Genomic DNA, 17,557 nt, shown 5'->3' with positions numbered 1-17,557 from the left:
TCGGCCATCGCGGCGAAGAAGGCGAACAGCGGCCGGCTATCTGATCTTGATGATCACCTTTCCGAACGGGCTGGCCGATTCGTAGTACCTGTACGCCGCCACGGCTTCTTCGAAGGGGAACACCTGGTCGAGGACCGGCCGGAGGCGATGCGCGGTGATGACGTCGTTCATCTCGATGAACTGGGCGCGACTGCCGACGGCCAGTGCGCGCACGGTGGCGGCGACGCCGAACAGCAGGCGAGGGTCGACCGGTGGCCACTTGCCGGAGAGGGACCCCACGAAGGCGATGTGTCCGTCGACGGCGACTGACTTCAGCGACTGCTCAAGCGTTCCGGCGGTGTCGACGACGCGGTCGACTCCTCGCCCGGCGGTGCGTTCGCGGGTGGCGGTGTGCCAGTTCGGGATGTCGCGGTAGTTGATCACCTCGTCGGCTCCCAGATCGCGAAGGCGCTGTTCCTTGTCCGCGCGGCTTGTCGTGGCGATCACTGTCGCGCCCAGGAGTTTGGCGAACTGCACCGTGAACAGCGACACGCCGCCGGAGCCGGTGACCAGCATGGTCTGTCCGCGCTGGATTCCGCGGCCGTCGCCGGTCAGGGCGTTCCATGCCGTGACGGCGGCGCAGGGAAGAGTCGCCGCCTCGGCGTAGGAGAGGTGGTCGGGGATGTGCACGAGCGCGTCCTCGGGGAGGATGGCCAGTTCGGTCAGCATTCCGTCGAGCGAGCCACCCAGTTGCGGCAGGTATGCCGGTTCCAGTGGGCCGTCCAGCCATCGCGGGAACAGTGCGGCGGTGACGCGGTCGCCTGGGCGTACCCGCCGGACATCCGGCCCGACGGCGACTACCTCGCCGGCACCGTCCGAGACGGGTATGACGTCCGGTTTGACGGGCAGCACGTAGTGCCCTCGTAGTACCAGGAGTTCGCGGAAGCTGAGTGAGGTGGCGTGGACCGCGACCGCGACCTCCCCCTCCCTGGGGGTGCGTGGTTCGTGCGTGCGCAGCGACAGGCCATCGGTGCCGCCGCCGGTGGTGGCGTGGTAGCTGCGCACCATCGATGGGCGTATCGCGATCATCGCGGTCATCCTTCGATGAACTGGTAGTCGCTGACGATGCGGCCGTCGGGGCCGAGCATGAGGATCTCCAGCCCGACGCCGGCGACCTCACCCCCGTCCCGGGGTGCCATCTCCCAGTTGAACTTGACAACGTCGTGGAGCCGGTCGGGGTTGCCGCGCGACCGAAAGACGAAGGTGCCTGGCGCGACGAACTCCTCGTAGGCGCGAGTCACCCGGAACTCCAACGCGTGGTGCCCGCGCGCCTCCAGAAGGAGACGGGCGAAGCCCAGCCCTTCGGCGGTCTGCAGGAGCTCTTGGGGAGGCTGCAGCACATGGACCGCGTCGGCGGACCACAGCTCGCGAATCGCGGTGCTGCGGCGCTCCGCGTCGGGTTCGTTCCATACGGCAACGTAGCGGTCGGTGAGGTCGTGGATGTCGATGTCAGCCATGGTTGATCCCTCGGTTGCTCATGGTCGGCGTGCGGCAACGACCTTGCTGCACCGGTCGTCGCGCGGCAATTCCTCGCAGGGAATCGCGGTTCAGCAGCCGATTGGGTTACACAAGAGGGGTGATCAGCGAATCGACCAGAGGCGGGCTCGCCGGAGCGTTGCGTGAATGGCGCAGTCGGCGGCGCGTCAGCCAGCTGGAACTGGCCATGCGCACCGGCACCACGCAGCGGCACGTCAGTTTCATCGAGAGCGGACGGTCGACCCCTGGCCGATCAATGATCATCCGGCTGGCCGAATCCCTGGAGGTGCCGATCCGCGAGCGCAATGAGCTGCTCCTTGCAGCCGGATTCGCACCGGTCTACCCGCAGACCCGCCTGGACGACCCTCAACTCGAACCAATTCGCACCGCCCTCGAACGGATCCTGCACGGCCACCTGCCGTACCCGGCGGTGGTCGTCGAGCGGCACGGAGACCTCGTCTCGGCCAACGCCGCCTTCCACGCCCTCACCGCGGGTGTGGCTCCGCATCTGCTCGTACCGCCGGTGAGCGTTCCCCGGGTGTTGCTGCATCCGCAGGGCCTCGCGCCACGCATCGTCAACCTCGACGAGTGGGCGTGGCACATCATCGGCCGCATCCAGGCCGAGAGCGTGCGCAACCCGGACGAGCAACTCCAACGCCTGGCCTCCGAACTCAGCGACCTGGCGCCACCACGTCCGCGCGAGTCACCGGACCACCTCGGCTTCGCCGTACCCCTGCGCCTGCGGGCACATGATCCAGCCGACGGCAGAGAGTTGACGCTCATCACCACGCTCACCCATTTCGGCACCGCCATCGACGTCACCATCGCCGAACTACGACTGGAGGCGTTCCTGCCGGCTGACCTGGCGACCAGTGCCATGCTGGCCGAACTCCTCGAGCGGTAACCGATCCGCCCGCCACAGCCCCGCGCAGCGACTGAACCGCCAGATGCGTCATGCGCTCGCTCACCGCATTCGAAGCCACCGACCCCTTGGACTTGATCATCTGAGGAGGTGGAGCCCAGTCGCCGCGAGGCCGTCGTGCGGTCGGATCGCTGACAACCGGCGTCCCGGAAATTCTGCGCAGAAATCCGGGAGGCGGTGTCGGATCGGGGCGGTGGCGTTCGTAGCAGGGGTGAGGCCGCCCGCAGGGGGGGCGGCGCCAAGGCAAAGGAACCGCGATATGAAGCTGACGACCATGACTCAGGTCACCATCGATGGGGTGATGCAGGGGAACGGCGCCGCGTCGGATGACCGCAGGAACGGGTTCGAGCGCGGCGGGTGGGCCCGGGGGAAGGGTGACGACGAGACCAGGACGTTCATCACGCAGGCGTATCAGCGCGCCGAGGCGTTCCTGTTCGGCCGGCGCACTTATGAGCTGTTCGCCGGCTCTTGGGGGGCAATCGACCAGATGCGTGCGCATCCCATCGGCGTGGCCTTGAACGAGGCCCCCAAGTACGTTGCCTCGACCACGCTCACCGCCCCGCGGTGGCAGGACACGACCGTTCTCCGCGGTGACCTCGCGGCGGCCATCAGTGAGCTGAAGGCCAAGCCCGGGGGTGAGCTGCAGGTGCACGGCAGTGGCATCCTGATCCGGTGGCTGCTGGAGAACGACCTGGTCGACGAGATGACTCTGATCACCGTCCCGGTGGTCGTCGGCCAGGGCGCGCGGTTGTTCCCCGACGCGGGCCCGGATCTCGCGCTCGACCTGGTCGAATCGCGGGTCGACTCCAAGGGTGTGTCGATCCAGGTCTACCAGCCGGCTGGGCGCCCGCAGTATGCGACGGCCTGAAGTCCCTGACCACCGGACCACGCTGGCTCGACGCCATAGGAGTTGATCTTCAAATGCGGTACCTGGTTTCCGTGATCGATGACAAGAGCGATCCTGGCAGCACGGACAGACGGCCCGCTATCAGCGCGTTCAACGAACGGCTGATCGCCGAGGGTTACTGGGTCTTCTCGGGCGGACTCGCGGACACCGACGCGGCCACGGTCGTCGACAACCGGGGCGAGCAGGCGGTGTTCAGCGACGGGCCGTTCGTGGAGTCGAAGGAGTACCTCGCCGGCGTCTGGGTGTGGGAGGCCCCCGATCTGGATGTGGCGCTCAAGCTCGCCGCCGAGGCCTCGAAGGTCTGTGATCGGAAGATCGAGGTGCGGCCGTTCCTGTGAGCGACGTCGAGGAGGCGGTCACCCGGGCCCACCAGGGGGAGTGGGCCCGGGTGGTCGCCGCCCTGACCAGGCGTTTCGGTGACCTCGACATCGCCGAGGAGGCGGCCGCCGAGGCGTTCGCGACCGCCGTCGAGCGGTGGCCGGCCGACGGTACACCCCCCAACCCCGGCGCCTGGCTGACCACCACAGCCAACCGCAAGGCCATCGACCGGATCCGCCGTGAGAACAAGCGCGACGACAAGCACAAGGAGGCTCAGATGACGTACGACGGCCCGCCCGAGCCTGTCGGCGCCATCGACGACGACCGGCTCCGGCTGATCTTCACCTGCTGCCACCCGGCGCTGGCGATGCAGACCCGCGTAGCGCTGACCCTGCGCATGGTCGGCGGTCTGACCGTGCCCGAGATCGCCCGCGCCTTCCTGGTGGCCGAGACCGCCTTGGAGCGGCGGATCACCCGCGCGAAGGCCAAGATCAAGGCGGCTCGCATCCCGTATCGGGTGCCGTCCGCCGAGGATCTCCCGGCACGCGTCTCCGGCGTACTCGCCGTGCTGTATCTGGTGTTCAACGAGGGCTACCTGGCGACCGGCCCCGACACCGATCCCCTGCGTCACGACCTGACCGCCGAGGCGATCCGGCTCACCCGCCTGATCCGTGCTCTCATGCCGGGCGACGGCGAGGTGGCCGGGCTGCTGGCGCTGATGCTCCTCACCGACGCCCGCCGCACCGCCCGGATCTCGGCCGGCGGCGAACTGGTCCCGCTCGACGAGCAGGACCGTGGGGCCTGGGACACTGGCCTGATCGCCGAGGGCCACGGGCTGGTGCGCGAGCGCCTCGCCGCTGCCGCCGCCGGGGTGGCTCCGGGCCGCTACCAGATCCTCGCCGCGATCAACGCCGTGCACACCTCCGCCCGCGACATCCGCGACACCGACTGGTCACAGGTCCTCGCCCTCTACGACCAGCTCGCCCGCCTGGACCCCTCGCCGATCATCGCCCTCAACCGGTCCATCGCGGTCGCCGAACTCGACGGCCCGCGGGTGGCATTGGCGGCCGTCGACCGCCTTGAGGACGAGCTGGCCGGCTATCACGCCTACCACGCCACCCGCGCCGACCTGCTGCGCCGGCAGGGCCACAGCCGGCAGTCGCGCGCGGCCTACGACAGAGCCATCGAACTTGCGGGCAACACCGCCGAGACCGCCTACCTGACCCGCCGCCGCGACCAACTGCGGTAGCGCCCGCCGATACTGCCTTGCAGAACGCGGTCGAGTGCTGCCCGGCCGGCGGGTCTCCATGTTGGCTTGCCGCCGGGGAGGCCCTGGTCTCCGTTCTGGCCTATCAGCATGAGGATCAGGCTTTTCAGGGCGGCGAGCCCGCGGGCGCGCCGGAGCGTCGCCTCGTCCGCGTGTCCGTATACGTCGAAGAAGCGTGAGGCGCCGCCCGCGGGAAGGACCACCCATGCGGCCGCGAGGTCCCACGCCGGGTCGCCGGCGCACAGGTCACCGAAGTCGATCACGCCGGAGAGCGTCCCGTCCGAGATGATGACGTTCGCGGGATGAAGGTCGCCGTGTACCCATACCGGCGGGCCCTCCCACTCGGGGGCCGCGACGGCGTCATCCCAGACGGCCCGGACCTCGTCGGCGATGCCGCCCAGGGCGACGGTTTGGAAGAAGTGGTCGAAGCCGTCGGTGTACCGCTCGGGGTGGGCGCCGCGGTCGGAACCGGTCGGTGCCTCGGCGGGTGCCTTCACGTGGAGCGCTCTGAGGAAGCCCGCCAGAGTGTCGGCCGCGTGCTCGCCGCGGCTGATCGAGGCGTGGTCCAGTGGCTCGCCGGGGACCCACGTCATGATGGTCCAGGGTCTCGGGAAGCGCGCGGACGGTTCGCCGATCCGTACAGGGTTCGGGACCGGGAGCGGTAGGCGCGGGGCCAGGACGGGCAGCCAGCGGCGCTCCTTGCGCTGCAACTCCGGGGCACGTTTCGTACGCGGCATGCGCACGGCCAACTCGTCCCCAAGGCGCCACTGCTGGTTGTCCCATCCGCCCGCCACCTCACGTATGGCCAGCCCCGCAAGGTCGGGATGCTGCTCCTTCAGCAGGCTGTGGACCAGGTCTGCGGTGATCTCGATCTCGGGGTCGTTCATACGACGCGACGGTACTAGGGCAGGCGCCGACTCCGGCTCCGCTCTCTGGCAGTTGCCCCGACGCGTGCGGCCGTCCGGACGACAGGGAAGGCTTCGATGCTCGGCCGCCCGGTCACGGACATCAGCCGCCGACTCGAACGGGGCCAGGGCATAGGTCTCAGAGGCCCGCGTCTTGGCGGATGTCGAAGGCGTCGCGGGCGTGTTCGATGGCGGGCATGTGTTCGGACGCCCAGGCGAGCAAGACGTCGATGGGCTGTCGCAAGGTCTTGCCGAGCGGTGTGATCCGATACACGATCGCCACCGGCCGGGTGGAGAGGACCTCGCGTTCGATCACTCCGTTGCGCTCGAGGCGGCGAAGGGTCGCGGTCAGCGACTTCTGCGTGACCGCGGGCATGGCCCGGCGTAGCTGGTTGAAGCGGCAGGGGCGTTCGCAGAGCTCGTTGAGCACGCCGAGGGACCACTTGTCGAGCACTTGATCGAGGAGTTCGCGGTGTGGGGCGTCGATGCGGAGTTCGCTGTCGGTATCCATGGTGAAACCTGGTCTCGTTGAAGTGTCCTTCTCCTACTAGGTAGCTTACAGATACCTACGTTGACGAGGAGAAACAGCTGTGGCCGTCAAGTACTTCACCCCTGAAGGTCTGCTCCAGCCCACCCCTTACCACCATGTCGCCGTCGGCACGGGCACGACGCACGTCCATGTCAGCGGGCAGGTCGCACGGCGGGCCGACGGGACCCCGGTGGCGCCCGGCGATCTGGCCGGACAGGTCGCGGAGGCTCTGCGCAACACCGCCGTCGGCCTGGCGGGCGCAGGTGCCTCGTTCGCGGACGTGTTGCGCCTGACGTTCTATGTGACCCGGTGGAGCCCGGAGAAGATCGGCGACTTCATGGCCGGAGTCGAGGCCGTCGCCGAGGAGATCGGCCTTCGGCTCCCCATGCCGCCGGCCTCCCTCATCGGCGTCGACCACCTCTTCGAGCCGGACGTGCTCGTCGAGGTCGAGGCGACCGCGCTGCTCGACTGATCCGGTCGAGCCGGCGCCGAGACGTCCCGCCACCCGGTCACGCCGTATCTATGCCGCGGGCCCGAGCCTGCACGTCCATTTGCCTAAAGCTATTAGGTGAATATGCTAGAGCCTTAGCTATAAGGGAGGAATGTTATGGTAAGGGCAGGGCTGAGCCCGGAGCGTCTGACGCGGGAAGGGGCAGAACTCGCCGACGAGGTCGGCTTCGATCAGGTGACCGTGTCGGCGCTCGCCCGGCGGGTCGGCGTCAAGGTCGCGAGCCTGTACTCGCACCTGAAGAACTCCCAGGACCTGAAGACCAGGATCGCGTTGTTCGCCCTGGAGGAGCTCGCCGACCGGGCGGCCGCCGCCGTGGCGGGGCGGGCCGGGAAAGACGCTCTGGCCGCGTTCGCCGAGGCCTACCGCGGCTACGCCCGTGAGCATCCCGGCCGCTATGCCGCCGCCCGGCTCCGGCTCGACCCCGAGACGGCGGCCGCCAGTGCCGGCGTCCGGCACGCGCAGATGACGCGTGCCATCCTGCGCGGCTATGACCTGACGGAGCCGGACCAGACGCACGCGGTCCGGATGCTCGGCGGCGTCTTCCACGGCTACGTCAGCCTGGAGCTGGCCGGTGGCTTCGGCCACACCGCCGTCGACTCGCAGGAATCCTGGGCCTGGATCATCGACTCCCTCGACACCCTGCTCCGGCGGCGAGCCGCAGCCTGACCGGCAGCGGGCGAACCGGAGAGGGCCGCCGCACACCACCATCGGCAACACCGATCAACAGGTAGAGACCATGCAGACCGAACACGACTGGATCACCACACCCGTCACCGCGGACATGCTGCGCGGCTTCCTCGACGTCGAACAGACCGCTCACGGCCTGCTCCCGCACCGGCTGCCCGCTCCCGCACGCCGGCAGATCCCCGACGACCAGCTGGCCATCGCCGAGGCGCAGCCCTCCGGCGTCCGGCTCGCCTTCCGCACCCGCGCCACCTCCATCGAACTGGACGCGCTGCCCACCAAACGGGTCTACCGGGGTTTTCCCGCCCCGCCGGACGGCACATACGACCTGCTGGTCGACGGCCGTCTCACAGCGCAGGCCACGGTGCCCGGCGGCAGGGTCCACGCCATCACCGACATGCTCACCCAGTCCGCCGAACTCCACGAGGGGCCCTCCGGCACCGCCCGCTTCACCGATCTGCCGGCAGGCGACAAGGACATCGAGATCTGGCTTCCGCACACCGAGATCACCGAACTGATCGCCCTGCGCAGCGACGCCCCGATCGACCCGGCGCCCGCCGGCGGGCGCCGGGTGTGGCTGCACCACGGCAGCTCCATCAGCCATGGCTCCAACGCCGCCCACCCAAGCGCCACCTGGCCGGCCCTGGCGGCGGCCCACGGCGGAGTCGAGCTGGTCAACCTCGGCTTCGGCGGCGGCGCACTGCTGGACCCGTTCACCGCCCGTGCCATGCGGGACGCTCCCGCGGACGTGATCAGCGTCAAGATCGGCATCAACGTCGTCAACACCGACGCGATGCGCCTGCGCGCCTTCGCCCCGGCGGTGCACGGTTTCCTCGACACCATCCGCGAGGGACACCCGCGAACGCCGCTGCTGGTCGTGTCGCCCATCCTGTGCCCGGTCCAGGAGGACACCCCCGGCCCCCTCGTACCCGACTTCGGCGGCGGGATGCTGCGGTTCAAGGCCACCGGCGATCCCGCCGAGCGCGCCGCCGGCCGCCTGACGCTCACCGTCATCCGCGACACACTCGCCCGAATCGTCGAGCAGCGCGCGGCCGGCGACCCGAACGTGCACTACCTCGACGGCCGTGACCTGTATGGCGAGACGGACTACGCCGAACTCCCGCTGCCCGACGGGATCCACCCCGACCCGGCCGGACACCACCGCATCGGCGAGAACTTCGCGCGCCTGGTGTTCGGCGACCACGGCCCCTTCCACCGCTGAGACCGGCTCCAGCGGCCACCTCGATCTCGTGACGGCGGGGCCGGTCAGGTGCTCGCGGGCGGTTCGCCTTTCACCACGGTGGCCAGGAACGCGCGGAACAGCTCGCCGATCGCCACGTCCCGGGAGTTGAGCAACCATTGGAGCTGGAGCCCGTCGTTGACCGCGATGATCAGGGGCGCGGCCTGATCCGGGGTCAGTCCGCCTGGTAACCGGTCGCCGTGCTGTGCGCGCAGGCTGTCGGCCAGGGCGTGGCGGGAGCGGTCGTAGCGTGTGGTGAAGAACTCGTGGGCGGGGTGGTCCTCGGCGACGCTCTCCGCGGACAGCACGGTGTAGGAGTGCACTAGGCCGCGCCAGTCGAGGTTGAGGTCGACCAGCCGGGCCATCGCCTCGATCGTCAGTCCCATGTCGGCGACGATGCCCAGGTTGTGAAGGTCTCGGCGTTCCAGCACGGCGACGAGGAGGTGTTCCTTGGTCGGGAAGTGGTGGAGCAGGGTCTGTTTGGAGATGCCCACGGCCTCGGCGATGGCGGCGAGTGAGCCGGCTCGGTAGCCGCGTTCGGCGAAGACGCTCTCGGCGGCGGCCAGGATCTCCGCACGTCGCTCATCGGCACGCTTGCGCCGCTTCTGGTGCACGGCAACCACCTCCAAAAATAACGAAAATATAACGTAATCTACCGCTCGGTCGATTAACCGGTGATGCTGTCCCTGTACCTCCACGACCGTGTCCGGACGCTGCCCTTCGACCGCTTCAAGGGGAGTTCTATGATCGAGCTGTTTCCCCGCCCTCGGCTCATGACAGTCGCAGAAGAGGGTGCCGGCCTTTCCGTCCCCGTCGCCGAGATCGTCGACGGGAGCCTTCCAGTCCAAGGCTTCACCCTTGACACCACCGGACCGGACGTCACCCTGCGGCACGCCGACGACGCCGGACTCCGCTACGGCAGGGACATCCTCCAGCAGCTGCGCGCCCAAGGCGACGGCGCCTGGCCGGCGGTTCACATCGAGGACTGGCCGGACCTTCCCGTACGGGGCTTCCTGCTCGACGTCAGCCGCGGCCGCGTCCCCACCAGGGAGAGCTTCGTCCACCTCATCGAGGTGCTGCGCCTCGCCCGCTACAACCAGCTCCAGCTCTACACCGAGCACACCTTCGCCTACACCGGCCACCAGGAGGTGTGGCGCGGCGCATCCCCCATGACCGCCGCCGAGATACGCGACCTCGACGCGCTGTGCGCCGGCGCCGGCATCGAGCTGGTGCCCAACCAGAGCACCTACACCCACATGGAGGCCTGGCTCTCCCACAGCACCTACCGTCACCTCGCGGAATGCCAGGACGGCTTCGCCGTGGCCGGATTCCCGATGCCCTCCGCCACCCTCAAGGCAGACGAGGAGAGCGCGGCGTTCGCCCACGGCCTGCTCGCCGAACTGCTGCCCAACTTCACCAGCCGCCAGGTCAATGTCAACTGCGACGAGCCCTTCGAGCTGGGCAGGGGCGCCGGCGCCGCCCAGGTGGCCGAACTCGGGACCGGCGAGGTCTACCTCAGGCATCTACGCCGCCTGATGGAGCCCCTGCTCGCCCAGGGCCATCGGCCGCAGTTCTGGGCGGACTTCATCACCCACCACCCGGAACTCGCCGAAGGCCTGCCGGCGGGCTGTACGGCCATCGCCTGGACCTACGAGTCTCCCCGCCCGAACGGGGAACGCGTCGAGATCCCGCCGGACTTCCAGCGGCTCATCGACGAGCTGGGCGTCAACATCGCCTTCGACGGCTTCTCCGAAGCCCTCAAGGGGCTGCCGGGCAGCGGGGTGCCGTTCCTGGTCGCACCGGGCACCGGCACGTGGAACTCGCTGGTGGGCCGCATCGACAACGCGATGGGCAACATCGCCGACGCGGTGCGCACCGGCCTGGCGAACGGAGCATGCGGCCTGTTGCTCACCGAATGGGGGGACAACGGCCACTTGCAGGCGTTCTGTACGTCCTACCCGCCTATCGTGTACGCGGGTGCGGCGAGCTGGTGCCTGGCGAGCAACGCGGACATCGAGCCGGCGGCGGTACTCGACCGGCATGTCTTCCGCGACCGCGCCGGCGTGCTCGGCGGCGTGCTCGACGCCGTCGGGCGGGTATGGGGAGGTACCGGCCAGCGCTCGTTCAACAGCAGCCCACTGCAGGCGGCCCTGATCCCTGAGCAGCGGCATCTGGTCACGCACGAACCCGACGCCGGCCTGGTCGAGGCGGTCATCGCGACGCTGGACCAGGCGCTGAGCGAGCTGGAACAGGCCCGGCCGGCCTCGCGTGATGGCGCGCTGGCGGTACGCGAACTCGCCGCGGCCATCGGTCTCGCGCGGCACGGGGCCTGGCGGCTGGGCCGTACGGCGGGGCTGGCCGGCCCCGGAGACCTCGCGCTGCGCGCCGACCTCAACGCGTTGATCACCGAGTATCGGCGATGCTGGCTCGCGCGCAACCGGCCGGGCGGGATGGAGCGCGGCTTCGAACCGCTGACCTCGACGCTGAAGTCCTACGCGCGGTGACGGCCCGGCCTCGGTACGGCGATGACCGCTCCCGACCGGTCGTGCGGGCGCGCGAAATGGGGGCGGGTGGAGTACCCGCCCCCTTCGTCACCGTGGTGTCACGGTGTCATGGTGTCGCAGTGGTGCCCGGCGGTCAGAAGCCGGCGGTGATGCGGGTGAACTCCCACTCGGCCTGCGGCAGGCCGCCGCCGTTGGCGCGGTCGCGGTTGACGGCCCAGAAGGTGAACCGGGTCAGGCCCTTGGACTTGGCCCAGTCGCGGATCTGCGTCCAGATGGCGGGGGTGGTGCTCTCCCCCTGGTCGGACTTGCCGTTCATGCCGGAGATGCCCATGTGGGCGTAGGCCTCGGCGTCGCTCCAGCCGAAGGCGCTCTTGAGGGAGCTCTTCAGGCCTTCGGAGGCGTTGATGGTGTCCTGGTACATGTCGGTGCCGCTGAAGTCGAACGGCATGATCGTGTAGTTGTCGATCGGCACGCCCAGGGCCTTGGCCTGGTTGACCAGGCGGATGCCCGTGGCGCTCAGGCCGGTCTTGAAGGTCGGGATGGTGACGACGATCTTGACGTTGGGGTTGGCCTGACGGACGAGCTTGAGGCCGTTAAGGATGCGGTCCTGGACGGTGTAGTTCTCGAACTCGTCGGTGTTCTCGATGTCGAAGTCGACCACGGCCGGGCCGTGGGCGTTGATGACCTGCTGCACCGCCTGGGCGAAGGCCTGCGGGGTGGAGCAGTTCGGGCCGAGCTTGTTACCGCTCCAGCCGCCGAAGGAGATCTCGACGCTGCCGCCCTTGGACTTGATCGTGTTGATCGCCTGGGCGTCGGTGCCGCCGGTCAGCGGGCGCTGGCCGTCCCAGGCCGGGGTGCAGCCGCCCTGGGCCAGGATGAAGGCCATGGTGAAGGACTTGATGCCGGTGGCGTCCATGACGGTGCCCGGGTTCGGCGGGTTGCCCCAGCCCATGTACAGGTAGGGGGCGCCGGGGAGCTTGCTCGGGTTGGGGTTGGTGCAGCCGGTGGTGGTGGCGCTGACGTCACGGCCCGCCGACTCGCCCTGGGCGTTGTAGGCCTTGATGGTGTAGGTGTGGTTCTCGCAGGTGCCGAGGCCGGAGATGGTGGCGCTGGTGCCGGTGACCTGGGCCTTCTGGGTGGTGCCCTCGTAGACGCGGTAGCCGGTCACGGTGCCGGTGGAGGCGCCCCAGGACAGGGCGATGCTGGTGTCGGTCGTGGTCGCCGAGGCGGTGCCGGGCTGGCCGGGCGCGCCGCTGTTGCCGCCGGTGGTGGTCGCCGACACCGCGGCGCTGGCCGCCGAGCGGTTGCCCGCCGCGTCACGGGCCCGCACCGTGTAGCTGTAGGTCGTCTGCGCCGTCAGACCCGAATCGGTGTAAGAGGTACCGGTCGCCGTCGTCACCAGCGTCGTGCCGCGGTAGACCTCGTAACCCGTCACACCGACGTTGTCGGTGGAGGCGTCCCAGGACAGCGAGACGCTGTTGGAAGTCGTGGCGGTGACGCGGACGTTGCCGGGGACCGAGGGCGGCGTGGTGTCGCCGGGGTTGCCGGTGGCGACCTTCCACAGGGCCGGCACGTTGGAGGGCTCCCAGCCGGGCAGCGAGGTGTGGCTCTGCAGGCACTGGTAGTCGACGCCGTTGTAGGTGACGACCGTGCCGGCGGTGTAGGCGGTGTAGGGGGCCCATGCGGCTGCGGCGGCCTGGACGTTCGCCTGCCGTGCCGCGCTGGCTTCGGCCAGCGTCGGGAGGCCCACGCCGGTCACGAAGACGGCGAGGAGTGTGAGGACGAGTACACGGAATCTCACGTGACACTTCCAGGGGGGTGGGGGGTGGAGTGTGCCTATGGCTCGCCCGCGGCCGTCCTCCCCGCGGGGGCGGGGGGTGGCCACGGGCCGGGTTGTATGCACCGCCGGGCGTTGCCGTGCCGTGTTCGGCACAGCGTGGCCTGCCGGTCGGACCGCGAGGCCGCTTCGGCGCGGGTAAGCGTGGTGGAGCGGCCTCAGAGAGGGTGAAGAGGCAGGGTGGCGCCCCTGTACCCAGCTTAATCTTTAGTAAACTTTACTAATAGTTTCGGATTGTAGCCTCCCCTGTCAGACGCTGCAAGGGCCCAAGTCGACATGCGCCCGGGGTGTCCGGCGCGCCGACGCGGCCGGGCGGGCCCCGCGCGGGGACGGCCCTAGGATGTCCTGAATGGTGGTTCCTGCCGTTGCTGTCACTGATGAGATTGAGTTGCGGTCGCTGACGCAGGGGGATGCCGAGGCGCTGTGGCGGGCCTATGTGCGTAACCGGGAGCATCTGCGGCCCTGGGAGCCGCGGCGCGGGGAGGACTTCTTCACCATGGAGGGCCAGCGGGCGTTCGTGGCCGACCGGCTGGCGCAGCGGGCCGCGGGCCGGGCGCTGCCGCTGGTGCTGGCCCAGGGGGAGCGGATCGTCGGCTCCATGACCCTGTCCACCATCGTGCTCGGCCCCTTCCGCAGCGCGAGCCTGGGCTACTGGATCGACGCCGGGCACAACGGCCGCGGCCTGGCCACCACGGCGGTCCGCCTGGTGTGCCGCACCGCCGACGAGTACCTCGGCCTGCACCGCCTGGAGGCCAGCACGCTGGTGCACAACGCCGCCTCCCAGCGCGTGCTCGGCAAGTGCGGCTTCTCCCAGATCGGCGCCGCCCCCGACTACCTGCACATCGACGGCGCCTGGCGTGACTGCCTGCTGTTCCAGCGCATCTTGAACCGGCGCTCCCCGATGCCGTAGCCGGGCAGCCCCTTTCAGGCGTCGCGCCGGCGCAACAGCAGATAGGCCGCCAGCAGGGCCGCGCCGGCCCAGCAGGCCAGCACGCCGAGCCCCGCCCAGGGGCCGAGGGGCATCGACTCCAGGCCCCGGGTGGCCTGGACGGCGAGCCCGGCGTTCATCGGGGTGAGGCTCCACAGCGTGCGCCGCAGGTCCTGGTCGGAGACCAGCGTGGCGAGCAGCGGCAGCAGGTAGAGCAGGCCGAGCACGACGCCGGCCGACAGGGCCGCCTCCCGCGCCGCGGCGCCGACGCCCAGCGCGAGCAGCGCCACCAGCACCAGGTACAGCACCGTCCCGGCGGCCGCGCGCAGGGTGGGCCCGTCGGCCAGGGACAGGGCCGGGTACCCGCGTCCGGGCAGCAGCAGCCGCCCGGCCAGGGCGCAGCCGAGCACCGCGGCGGTCCCGGCGGCGAGCGTCAGCCCCGCCACCAGCACCGCCTTGGCCGCCAGCAGGACGCCGCGGCGCGGCGTGGCCGCCAGCGTGGTGCGGATCATGCCGGTGCCGTACTCGCCGCAGACCACACCGACGGCCAGCAGGACGGCGAACACCTGGCCCGCCTGGACCCCGCTGAGGGTCAGCTTGACCGCGTCCTCGTCGCAGCGGCCGTAGGGGCAGGTCACGGTCGCGGCCAGCACGGCGCCCACGGCGACGGTGAGCGCGACGGCGGCGGCCTGCAGCCACGCCGGGCCGGGCAGGGTGCGCAGCTTGGTCCACTCACCGTGCAGCGCGCCCCTCACACGTCCCTCCGGCGCAGCCTGAAGATCGCCAAGGCGAGCGCGAGCGCGGCGTACCCGCAGGTCACCGCGAGACCGGCCCACGGCGGCAGCGGGAAATAGCCGGTCTGGGGCGCGTAGTAGCCGGTCACGTGCGCGTACTCGGGGATGCTCTGCTGGACGGCGAACCCGGCCGCGGGGGTGAGGCACAGCAGCCACCGCGCCAGGCCGGGCGGCAGCACCGAGGCGGTCGCCAGCACGTACGGCAGCACCAGCACGCCGATCGCGGTGATGACGGCCGCGGCGCCGCGCCGCAGCAGGGCGCCCAGCGCCACGGCGAGCACGGCCGCGGCGGCGGCCAGCGCGGCCACCCCGGCCGGCACGCGCAGCCAGGTGAGCGCCGGCACCGGCAGCACGAAGGTGCCGCCCGCCTCCAGCAGCCGCGTGGCCGCCGGCAGCGTCACCGCGGCGGCGGCCAGCGTGACGGCGAAGGTCGCCGCGGCGGCCACCACGGCCTTGGCGGCCAGCACCCGGCCCCGCCGCGGGCTCGCGGTCAGCGTGGTGCGGATCAGCCCGCGCCGGTACTCGGCGGTGACGAACAGCACCGCCACCACGATGGCCGGGACCAGCGCGGGCAGCGCGCCGGTCAGCGTCCGCTCGACCGGCATGCCCTCATCGGCGCCGAGCGGCGCCATGTCGCCGTTCCCGGTCACGGTGAACGCCCCGCCGGCCTCGCGGACCTGGCCGGGGTGGTGGACGCCGCCGGGTCCCTGGCCGGGGGAGGCGCCGATGTCGGCGCGCTGCCAGGCGCCGGGCGCGCCGGTGTGGGTGACGTGGTCGAACACGGCGGTGGCGGTGGCCAGCCGCGCCTGGGTGGTCAGCCCGCCGAGCTCGCCGCGCTCCACCGACAGGTCGCTGGGGGAGGTGACGAAGAACCCCGCCTGCACGGTGGCCGGCAGGCCCGGCAGGCGGGCGGTGCCCACGGTGGTCCAGGTGCGGCCGTCGGGCGACTCCTGGCCGGTGAGGGTGTCGCCCGAGCGGGTCAGCCGCAGCCAGCGCGGCGCTTCGGCCGAGACGCCGCCCGGCCGCCCGGCGACGTCGTGGACGAAGTCGTACTGCATGCGGGTGCCGTGCGCGGCGGTGACCATGACGGCGGCGTAGGAGGAGCCCTGCCGGGCGCCGTCCTTGACGATCACGCCGGCCTTGGCCCACGGCACCAGGCCCGGGACGATCTGGTCGTGGTCGGGCGGGGGGTAGGTGATGAGGCCGCTCATCGCGGTGAGGCGGGCGGTGATGGAGCCGTCGCCGGTCAGCGGGCGGTGCACCAGGTAGAGCTTGTCGCGCACGGCCTCGCCGCCGGGTCCGCGCGGGGGGACCGGGCAGGGCACCTCGACCGGTCCCTGGCTGCAGGAGCTGCGGCTGCCCGCGGCGAAGGTCAGGCCGAGCTGCGGGATGAGCAGCGCCATGACGGCCAGGCCGAGCATCCAGCCGCGCACGGTGCGCAGCTTGGTCCACTCGGCGCGCAGCAGTCGGGTGAACCGGCCGGCACGCGGCCCGGCCGGTGCGGCGGCGGGCGGGCGCGCGGCGGTGGACCCGGCGGCAGCTCCGGCAAAGGACGCGGCAGAGGGTGCGCCGGAGAGGGACGGGCCGGACAGAGGCGGGTCGGAGGGAGGCGGGCCCGGCGGGACGGGAGGGGGGGCGGCCGGGGTCATCGGGCCGGCTCCGGGTGGGTGGCGGCGCGGAACTCCACCGCGTCGCGGGTCAGCTCCATGTACGCCTCCTCCAGCGTCGCCCGGTGCGCGGCGACCTCCGAGAACGGCACCGCCGCCGTGCCGAGCAGCTCCACGACCCGCTCGGCCGCCAGGCCCGACACGGTCAGGGCGTCGGGGCCGGTGGCGGCCACGGTGGCGCCGGCGGCGGCCAGCGCGGCCATCGCCTCCGGCCGTGCCGTGGTGCGCACGTCGACCCGGCCGCCGGAGGCCGCCGCGATGAGCTCGGCCACCCCGGCGTCGGCGATCACCCGGCCGGCGCCGGCCACCACCAGGTGCCCGGCGGTGTCCTCCAGCTCGCTCATCAGGTGGCTGGACACCAGCACCGCGCGGCCTTCGGCGGCCAGCGAGCGCAGCAGGCCGCGCATCCACACGATGCCTTCGGGGTCCAGGCCGTTGAACGGCTCGTCCAGCATGAGGACCGGCGGGTCGCCCAGCAGCGCGGCGGCGATGCCGAGCCGTTGCCGCATGCCCAGGGAGTAGCCGCCGGCCTTGCGCCGGGCCGCGGCGCCGAGCCCGACCAGCTCGATCACCTGGTCCACCCGGCCGGCGCCGAACCCCTGGGAGTGGGCCATCCACAGCAGGTGGCCGCGGCCGGTGCGGCCCGGTTGCAGCGCGTCGGCGTCTAGCAGCGCGCCGAGGCGCGTGAGCGGGGCGGGCAGGGCGGCGTAGCGGCGGCCGCCCACCACGGCGGTGCCCTCGTCGGCGGCGTCCAGGCCGAGGATCACCCGCATCGTGGTGGACTTGCCCGCGCCGTTGGGGCCGACGAAACCGGTGACCCGCCCCGGCGTCACGGTGAAGGTCATCCCGTCCAGTGCGAGGGTACGGCCGAACCGCTTGCGCAGCCCGGTGACTTCGATGGTCGCTTCCATGCCCGGCAGGCTAGGCCGCGGCGGCCCCCGGGGACGTCACGGCGCCGAGCGATCTTCGCCGTCGCGGGCGCGAGGGAGGGCATCCCTCGTGTGAGGGATGCCGGAGGGCCCCGGTCAC

The 17,557-nt window shown here is 71.1% G+C and carries 18 protein-coding genes; 9 read left to right on the top strand and 9 right to left on the bottom strand.

The window, feature by feature from the left end; genetic code table 11:
* Positions 1 to 36: 36 nt before the first annotated feature.
* Complete coding sequence (locus BJ981_RS36505) at positions 37 to 1,068, bottom strand: zinc-dependent alcohol dehydrogenase family protein (protein ID WP_239139082.1); 1,032 nt, start codon at positions 1,066 to 1,068, stop codon at positions 37 to 39.
* A 5-nt stretch (positions 1,069 to 1,073) separates the two neighbouring features.
* Positions 1,074 to 1,496, bottom strand: a complete 423-nt coding sequence (locus BJ981_RS36500) for a hypothetical protein (protein WP_184618063.1) — start codon at positions 1,494 to 1,496, stop codon at positions 1,074 to 1,076.
* A 119-nt stretch (positions 1,497 to 1,615) separates the two neighbouring features.
* Between BJ981_RS36500 and BJ981_RS36495 the strand changes: the two genes are divergently transcribed.
* The 4 genes from BJ981_RS36495 (at position 1,616) to BJ981_RS36480 (ending at position 4,911) form a co-directional block, all read left to right on the top strand.
* Positions 1,616 to 2,419, top strand: coding sequence for a helix-turn-helix domain-containing protein (locus tag BJ981_RS36495; RefSeq protein ID WP_184618062.1), 804 nt, complete (start codon positions 1,616 to 1,618; stop codon positions 2,417 to 2,419).
* Positions 2,420 to 2,696: 277 nt separating this feature from the next.
* The gene (locus tag BJ981_RS36490; protein WP_184618061.1) at positions 2,697 to 3,305 is read left to right on the top strand and encodes a dihydrofolate reductase family protein; all 609 of its coding nucleotides are present in this window, start codon (positions 2,697 to 2,699) and stop codon (positions 3,303 to 3,305) included.
* Positions 3,306 to 3,358: 53 nt separating this feature from the next.
* Entirely contained in the window at positions 3,359 to 3,682 is a 324-nt protein-coding gene (locus BJ981_RS36485) for a YciI family protein (protein ID WP_184618060.1), read from the top strand.
* Complete coding sequence (locus BJ981_RS36480; RefSeq protein ID WP_184618059.1) at positions 3,679 to 4,911, top strand: RNA polymerase sigma factor; 1,233 nt, start codon at positions 3,679 to 3,681, stop codon at positions 4,909 to 4,911. The genes BJ981_RS36485 and BJ981_RS36480 overlap by 4 nt, the downstream gene beginning before the upstream one ends.
* Here the strand turns inward: BJ981_RS36480 and BJ981_RS36475 are convergent.
* Together BJ981_RS36475 and BJ981_RS36470 are read right to left on the bottom strand one after the other, a co-directional pair.
* Positions 4,878 to 5,816: an aminoglycoside phosphotransferase family protein gene (locus BJ981_RS36475; RefSeq protein ID WP_184618058.1), complete on the bottom strand. Its 939-nt coding sequence runs from the start codon at positions 5,814 to 5,816 to the stop codon at positions 4,878 to 4,880. The two genes, BJ981_RS36480 and BJ981_RS36475, sit on opposite strands and share 34 nt — an antisense overlap.
* 157 nt (positions 5,817 to 5,973) lie before the next feature.
* Positions 5,974 to 6,345: a winged helix-turn-helix transcriptional regulator gene (locus BJ981_RS36470; protein ID WP_184618057.1), complete on the bottom strand. Its 372-nt coding sequence runs from the start codon at positions 6,343 to 6,345 to the stop codon at positions 5,974 to 5,976.
* 79 nt (positions 6,346 to 6,424) lie between these two features.
* On the opposite strand from BJ981_RS36470, the gene BJ981_RS36465 reads away from it, so the two are divergent.
* The 3 genes from BJ981_RS36465 to BJ981_RS36455 all read left to right on the top strand — a co-directional run bounded on the left by BJ981_RS36465 (position 6,425) and on the right by BJ981_RS36455 (position 8,780).
* Complete coding sequence (locus BJ981_RS36465; RefSeq protein WP_184618056.1) at positions 6,425 to 6,835, top strand: RidA family protein; 411 nt, start codon at positions 6,425 to 6,427, stop codon at positions 6,833 to 6,835.
* 135 nt (positions 6,836 to 6,970) lie between these two features.
* The gene (locus tag BJ981_RS36460) at positions 6,971 to 7,540 is read left to right on the top strand and encodes a TetR/AcrR family transcriptional regulator (protein WP_184618055.1); all 570 of its coding nucleotides are present in this window, start codon (positions 6,971 to 6,973) and stop codon (positions 7,538 to 7,540) included.
* 70 nt (positions 7,541 to 7,610) lie between these two features.
* A complete protein-coding gene (locus BJ981_RS36455) occupies positions 7,611 to 8,780 on the top strand; it encodes a GDSL-type esterase/lipase family protein (RefSeq protein WP_184618054.1) in 1,170 nt (389 codons plus the stop codon).
* A 44-nt stretch (positions 8,781 to 8,824) separates the two neighbouring features.
* On the opposite strand, the gene BJ981_RS37635 is transcribed toward BJ981_RS36455, so the two are convergent.
* Positions 8,825 to 9,412, bottom strand: coding sequence for a TetR/AcrR family transcriptional regulator (locus BJ981_RS37635; protein ID WP_204070112.1), 588 nt, complete (start codon positions 9,410 to 9,412; stop codon positions 8,825 to 8,827).
* A gap of 159 nt (positions 9,413 to 9,571) precedes the next feature.
* On the opposite strand from BJ981_RS37635, the gene BJ981_RS37630 reads away from it, so the two are divergent.
* Positions 9,572 to 11,302 carry a beta-N-acetylhexosaminidase gene (locus BJ981_RS37630; RefSeq protein WP_204070111.1) on the top strand — a complete coding sequence of 577 codons (1,731 nt, stop codon included), beginning with the start codon at positions 9,572 to 9,574 and terminating at the stop codon, positions 11,300 to 11,302.
* Positions 11,303 to 11,435: 133 nt separating this feature from the next.
* Here BJ981_RS37630 and BJ981_RS36440 read toward each other — a convergent pair whose 3' ends face one another.
* Positions 11,436 to 13,103: a carbohydrate-binding protein gene (locus BJ981_RS36440; RefSeq protein ID WP_239139081.1), complete on the bottom strand. Its 1,668-nt coding sequence runs from the start codon at positions 13,101 to 13,103 to the stop codon at positions 11,436 to 11,438.
* 424 nt (positions 13,104 to 13,527) lie between these two features.
* Here BJ981_RS36440 and BJ981_RS36435 point away from each other — a divergent pair, with 424 nt between their 5' ends.
* A complete protein-coding gene (locus BJ981_RS36435) occupies positions 13,528 to 14,049 on the top strand; it encodes a GNAT family N-acetyltransferase (protein WP_239139080.1) in 522 nt (173 codons plus the stop codon).
* A gap of 14 nt (positions 14,050 to 14,063) precedes the next feature.
* Here BJ981_RS36435 and BJ981_RS36430 read toward each other — a convergent pair whose 3' ends face one another.
* The 3 genes from BJ981_RS36430 to BJ981_RS36420 are packed head-to-tail and all read right to left on the bottom strand — an operon-like array spanning position 14,064 to position 17,439.
* Complete coding sequence (locus BJ981_RS36430) at positions 14,064 to 14,822, bottom strand: ABC transporter permease subunit (protein ID WP_184618050.1); 759 nt, start codon at positions 14,820 to 14,822, stop codon at positions 14,064 to 14,066.
* Positions 14,819 to 16,510, bottom strand: coding sequence for an ABC transporter permease subunit (locus BJ981_RS36425; RefSeq protein WP_184618049.1), 1,692 nt, complete (start codon positions 16,508 to 16,510; stop codon positions 14,819 to 14,821). The genes BJ981_RS36430 and BJ981_RS36425 overlap by 4 nt, the downstream gene beginning before the upstream one ends.
* Positions 16,507 to 17,439 (bottom strand): ABC transporter ATP-binding protein, encoded by a 933-nt coding sequence (locus tag BJ981_RS36420; RefSeq protein WP_184618048.1) that lies wholly within the window; start codon positions 17,437 to 17,439, stop codon positions 16,507 to 16,509. Before BJ981_RS36420 ends, BJ981_RS36425 begins: the two co-directional genes overlap by 4 nt.
* Positions 17,440 to 17,557 lie beyond the last annotated feature (118 nt).

It is taken from the genome of Sphaerisporangium krabiense, assembly GCF_014200435.1.
In the GTDB taxonomy this organism is placed as follows: domain Bacteria; phylum Actinomycetota; class Actinomycetes; order Streptosporangiales; family Streptosporangiaceae; genus Sphaerisporangium; species Sphaerisporangium krabiense.
Note: the sequence above shows the minus strand (reverse complement) of the source record. Positions and strands in the feature narration are given on the sequence as shown.

Coding starts and splice junctions, on each gene's coding strand:
- BJ981_RS36505 (WP_239139082.1), bottom strand. CDS start 1,068: ATGATCGCGATACGCCCATCGATGGTGCGCAGCTACCACGCCACCACC.
- BJ981_RS36500 (WP_184618063.1), bottom strand. CDS start 1,496: ATGGCTGACATCGACATCCACGACCTCACCGACCGCTACGTTGCCGTA.
- BJ981_RS36490 (WP_184618061.1), top strand. CDS start 2,697: ATGAAGCTGACGACCATGACTCAGGTCACCATCGATGGGGTGATGCAG.
- BJ981_RS36485 (WP_184618060.1), top strand. CDS start 3,359: ATGCGGTACCTGGTTTCCGTGATCGATGACAAGAGCGATCCTGGCAGC.
- BJ981_RS36475 (WP_184618058.1), bottom strand. CDS start 5,816: ATGAACGACCCCGAGATCGAGATCACCGCAGACCTGGTCCACAGCCTG.
- BJ981_RS36470 (WP_184618057.1), bottom strand. CDS start 6,345: ATGGATACCGACAGCGAACTCCGCATCGACGCCCCACACCGCGAACTC.
- BJ981_RS36460 (WP_184618055.1), top strand. CDS start 6,971: ATGGTAAGGGCAGGGCTGAGCCCGGAGCGTCTGACGCGGGAAGGGGCA.
- BJ981_RS36455 (WP_184618054.1), top strand. CDS start 7,611: ATGCAGACCGAACACGACTGGATCACCACACCCGTCACCGCGGACATG.
- BJ981_RS37630 (WP_204070111.1), top strand. CDS start 9,572: ATGACAGTCGCAGAAGAGGGTGCCGGCCTTTCCGTCCCCGTCGCCGAG.
- BJ981_RS36425 (WP_184618049.1), bottom strand. CDS start 16,510: ATGACCCCGGCCGCCCCCCCTCCCGTCCCGCCGGGCCCGCCTCCCTCC.
- BJ981_RS36420 (WP_184618048.1), bottom strand. CDS start 17,439: ATGGAAGCGACCATCGAAGTCACCGGGCTGCGCAAGCGGTTCGGCCGT.